We start from the raw sequence: 4,523 nt of genomic DNA on the forward strand, positions 1-4,523 counted from the left end.
CGCCGCCCCCGCGCGGACCCGCCGGGGAAGGAACGCCCCCTCCTGGGGAGGGGACGGTGTTGTCCGCAGTCACTTGAAGGTGGGTTCCCTGCACTCGGAGCGCCGGGCGCCGGTCAGTTCGCGGTAGAGGTCCGCGATCGCTTCCGCCGTCTGGCGCACATCGTGGGTGGTGGTCACGTGCTGGTGGCCCTGGTGGCCCAGGGTGTCGCGCAGCGACGCGTTGAGGAGCAGAGCGCCGACGGCCCGGGCCAGCGCCTGCGGGCTGTCCGGCGGGACGAGGCAGAACAGCGCGTGCCCGGGCGGCAGGCTCTGGGACGAGCCGCCCACATCAGTAACGACGACGGGTTTCTGGCAGGCCATCGCCTCAAGGGGTGCCAGTGCCATGCCCTCCCAGCGCGAGGGCAGCACGACGACGTCGGCGGCCCGGTACCAGGCGGTGACGTCCTCGACGGGCCCGGCGAACAGTACGGAGGGGGGCGCGGCCGCCCGCAGCGCCGCCTCGTCGGGGCCGTCGCCCACCAGGACCAGGCGGGCGGCGGGCAGTTCGGCGGCCAGCTCCCGCCAGGCGTCGAGGAGGACGTCCTGGCCCTTCTGCCGGCACAGCCGCCCCACGCACACCACCAGCGGAGCGTCCGCGTCCACCGCTTCGAGCGCGGCCAGGGCGGCGCGCGGGTCCTCGCCGGGCGCCGACGGGCGGTAGTGGCCGAGGTCGACGCCGTTGGGGATCACCACCGCGCGGGCCCGGACCCCGGCGCTCTCGCCGGTGCGCCGTTCGCCCTCGCTGACGCACACCACCCGCGCGGTCCAGCGCACCGCCGCCCGCTCCCACGCGCGCGAGGCGAGCGCGACGGGGCCGGTGACGGCCTCGAACGACCAGGCGTGCGGCTGGAACACGGTCGCCACCTTGCCGCGCACCGCGAGCCGCGCGGCCACCCCGGCCTTGGCGCTGTGTGCGTGCACCACGTCGGGCCTGAGGCGGCGGATCAGGCGCGCGGCCCGGAAGGTCTCGCCGAGCAGGCCCGGGCCGGGGGAGCGGGTCGCCTCCCAGGCGTGGGTGTCGGCGCCGAGCCGGGCCGCCTCCGCGCCCAGGCGCCCCGCGCCCGGACAGGCCACCGACACCCGCATCCCGCCCAGGAGCTGATCCCGCACCAGATCGGCCACGACCCGGGCCACTCCGCCGTCGACGGGCTGCACCAGGTGCAGGACGTGCGGGCTCCGGGGCGCGGCTTCGGACGCGGGTCCGGTTTCCGGTCCGGGATCGGGGAATTGCGGCTGCACGCGCAGTCACTCCGCTCATGTGAAGGTATTCGTATAAGCGGCCCGCCGAACGGGTGCGGTTTCCCCCCGGGTCGGTCACGGAATTCCGCATTGCTGAGCCGGATGGCCGAGCACCCGGCCTACTGCTGTTTCGCGTGGTCAATGGGTGGGAAGCAACTGTAGCCGTATTCATCGCCGGGGATCGTCATGAATGTGTTTCGGAGTGTCCCATCGGGTGATCATCCGTATCCAATCGTAAACAGCCTCGTTGATGAAGTGCCTCGTCTTTGCCCGCGAAAGGAAAAAGTGATGAAGCGAATTGTCAAGTCCGTAGCAATGGTGGGTACGAGCGCCGCCGTGGTGGTGCTCGGCGCGGGCGTCTCGTCCGCCGACAGCCACGCGTCGGGCCACGCGACCCACTCCCCGGGCGTGCTGTCCGGCAACCTCATCCAGGTGCCGGTGCACATCCCGGTCAACGTCTGCGGCAACACCGTGAACGTGATCGGCGTGCTGAACCCCGCGTTCGGCAACCACTGCACCAACCGCTGAGTTCACCCAGTCGGGCCACAACTCGGGGCCTTGACCTGCGTTGATCGATAGGCCGGGCGAGAACGCCCGGCCACAGCCCCACATCAAGAGGAGCGCTTCTTCATGTCGCGTACCGCCAAGGCCCTCGCCCTTTCCGCCGCTGCCGCAGCGGCCGTCGCCGGCGGTGCCGGCGTCGCCGCCGCCGACAGCCACGCGTCGGGCGACGCGTCCCACTCCCCGGGTGTCCTGTCCGGCAACCTGATCCAGGTGCCGGTGCACATCCCGGTCAACGTCTGCGGGAACACGGCCCAGCTGATCGGCCTGCTGAACCCGGCGTTCGGCAACGAGTGCAAGAACGACTGACGTCCCCTCACGTCAGGAGTGCGGCGCCGCCGTACACCGAACCGCCCTTCCCCCGTCGGGGGGAAGGGCGGTTTCGTCGGTGGGGGAGCCCGCGGCGGTCTGGGCCGTACGGGGTGTCCGCGCTCGATTGGCCGTACGGTCCGTCAGCTCACTCCCACCGGTTCTCCCAGTTCAGCGACGTGAGGGGCCGTCAGTCGATCACGTGGTGTGATCATCCGGTTGCAGGCGTGTCACTGCCCGCACATGGTGAGGGAAATCTTCCCCTCACCGAAGGAGACCCACTTCCATGCGTGGTCGCGCCTCTCGCCGTCTCACCGCAACCGCCGTCTCGGCGGCGATCGTCTTCGGCGTCGCGGGTGCCTCGGGCACCGCGATGGCCGTGGAACCGCCCCAGAAGCGGCCGGTGACCCTCCCGGCCGACGCCCCCGTCCCCGGTCTCGACGCGGTTCTCGCCCCCCTGAAGGCGGTCGGCCCCGTCGCGGGTGTGGTCAGCGCGGTGACCGAACTGCTGGAAGGGGTCGCCAAGGGCCTGCCCGCCGCGGACATCACCAAGCTCCTGGACGCCGTGAAGGCCGCGATCGCCAAGGTGACGGCGGCCGCCAATCCGGCCGCTCCGGCCGCTCCCGCGAAGCCGGCCGACGCGGCCCCGGCCGCACCGGCGCTGCCCCTGCCGCTGCCCGTGTCGCTCCCGCTGCCCAAGCTGCCCGTGAACAAGGCGGCGGCGCACAGCGCCCCGGCCGCGGACCCCGTGGCCGACGCCCTGGCCGCCGTCCAGAAGGCCGTCGACCAGCTGGTCAAGGACCTCACCGCCGCCAACGTCGGGGCGCTCGTGGGCGATGCCACGGCCGTGGTCTCCGCACTGCTCAACGCGCTGCTGGCCGCGGTGCTCGGCAGCGGACTGCCCGGTCTGCCCAAGCTGCCCCTGCCCGAACTCCCCAAGCTGCCCCTGCCGCTCCCGCTGCCCCTGCCGGTCTCCTGAGCGCACCCCACCGCAGCACCCCGAAGCGCCGGTCCCGCACAGGGACCGGCGCTTCGTGCGTGCGGCCGCCTGGATGCTGATAAGAGGATCCTTTTCGTACGAGAATCGGCGCGGCCCACTTCATACGAGTGGTCCGGCAACAATTTCCTGATTGCTGGGTTTCCCTCGGGCAGGGAGGTCGTTAGCCAAGAGGAAGCGAAGCGCATGGCACTTCGAATAGCGCATACAGCAGGCAGTCGATCAGCAAACCGCGACGAAATGTCGCCAGTGGAAGGAATGCATGATGAAGCCGATGAAGGTCGCCGCGATCGTTGCCGGTTCCCTTGCGGTGGTGGGGGCCGCGGCCCCGGCGTTCGCCTCGGGCGGCCTCGACGCCGCCGGCATGCCCCCCACCAGCCTCAACGGCGGTGTGGAGACGCTGGCGGGCCAGGCGCTGGCCAACCCCACGCCGACGGTCGTCCAGACGGACGCCCTCGACCCGAGCAAGAGCGACTCCCTGTTCCACACGGTCGCACAGGCCACCGGCACCGCGAACAAGACCAATGGCCTTGTTCCGGCGGGCCTTCTCGGCGGCCTTCCCGTCGGTCACTGATAAAGAGCGGCAAGAAATCGGCGAGAAAGCGGCGAATTCTCTTTTCGAGGACGCCGGGCAAGAGTTTCGCTCGATTTCCGAATTCCCGGGAACGGGAAATGCGGACGGCCCCGGTGCCCGGGTGGCGGGCCCGGACGGGGACGGGCGGACGGGGACGGTCGGCGGCCGTCCGGGGCGCCCCGCAATCCGATTCGCCCTAACGAGTGGCCTTTGGTCCTGGTGTCTCCCCGATGTCGCTAGAGTCCCCGCATGACCTCAGCTTCCAGTGCCGTACACCCTTCCAGGACCGCCCAGTTGGGCACGCTCGCCCTGCTCGCATGGAGCGGCCCGCACTTCGAGGAGGACCGGGACGTCGCGTTCCTCATGGTGTACTCGCTCGGTGACGGTGAGGGCGGCGCCGAGGGTGCCGAGGCGGCCGCCCGGGAGCTGCTGGAGGAGATCGGCATGCCGGCCGGGAGCGTGAACGACGCCTCCCACGGGGCGAGGCTGCCGGTGACGCTCCTTCTGGAGGGCGGCCAGGTGACGCTGACGCTGCCTCAGCTCAACGTCCAGTGCGTCACGCCCCCCGAGTGGATGGCGGCCGCGCAGGCCGAGGGCGCCGCGCACTTCATCTTCGCCACCCGCCCCTGGCCCGAGGCGGTCCCGGGCAGGGTGCTCACCGAGGAGCTGATGCGGGCCTTCGTCGGCGACGAGGAGACGCTCACCACCGCGGGCCACTGCGTCCTTCCGGTCCGCCAGCTGCGCAAGTAGCGCCGGCCGGCCCCCGGGCGTACGGAAACGGCGTGTGCCGCGGACGGGAAGTCC

6 protein-coding genes are annotated in these 4,523 nt (G+C 71.5%); 5 read left to right on the top strand and 1 reads right to left on the bottom strand.

The window, feature by feature from the left end; genetic code table 11:
* Positions 1 to 69: 69 nt before the first annotated feature.
* On the bottom strand, positions 70 to 1,278 hold the full coding sequence (locus A8W25_RS30265; protein ID WP_067167604.1) for a glycosyltransferase family 4 protein: 1,209 nt from the start codon (positions 1,276 to 1,278) through the stop codon (positions 70 to 72).
* 288 nt (positions 1,279 to 1,566) lie between these two features.
* Between A8W25_RS30265 and A8W25_RS30270 the strand changes: the two genes are divergently transcribed.
* From A8W25_RS30270 to A8W25_RS30290, 5 genes are all read left to right on the top strand, one after another.
* A complete protein-coding gene (locus tag A8W25_RS30270; RefSeq protein ID WP_067167606.1) occupies positions 1,567 to 1,806 on the top strand; it encodes a chaplin in 240 nt (79 codons plus the stop codon).
* A gap of 102 nt (positions 1,807 to 1,908) precedes the next feature.
* Entirely contained in the window at positions 1,909 to 2,148 is a 240-nt protein-coding gene (locus A8W25_RS30275) for a chaplin (RefSeq protein ID WP_067167607.1), read from the top strand.
* Between the two features lie 286 nt (positions 2,149 to 2,434).
* A complete protein-coding gene (locus tag A8W25_RS30280) occupies positions 2,435 to 3,127 on the top strand; it encodes a hypothetical protein (protein ID WP_067167609.1) in 693 nt (230 codons plus the stop codon).
* Between the two features lie 280 nt (positions 3,128 to 3,407).
* A complete protein-coding gene (locus A8W25_RS30285; RefSeq protein ID WP_324616381.1) occupies positions 3,408 to 3,719 on the top strand; it encodes a hypothetical protein in 312 nt (103 codons plus the stop codon).
* Between the two features lie 249 nt (positions 3,720 to 3,968).
* On the top strand, positions 3,969 to 4,469 hold the full coding sequence (locus A8W25_RS30290) for a DUF5949 family protein (protein WP_067167612.1): 501 nt from the start codon (positions 3,969 to 3,971) through the stop codon (positions 4,467 to 4,469).
* Positions 4,470 to 4,523 lie beyond the last annotated feature (54 nt).

Source organism: Streptomyces sp. ERV7 (genome assembly GCF_001653515.1).
GTDB lineage: Bacteria > Actinomycetota > Actinomycetes > Streptomycetales > Streptomycetaceae > Streptomyces.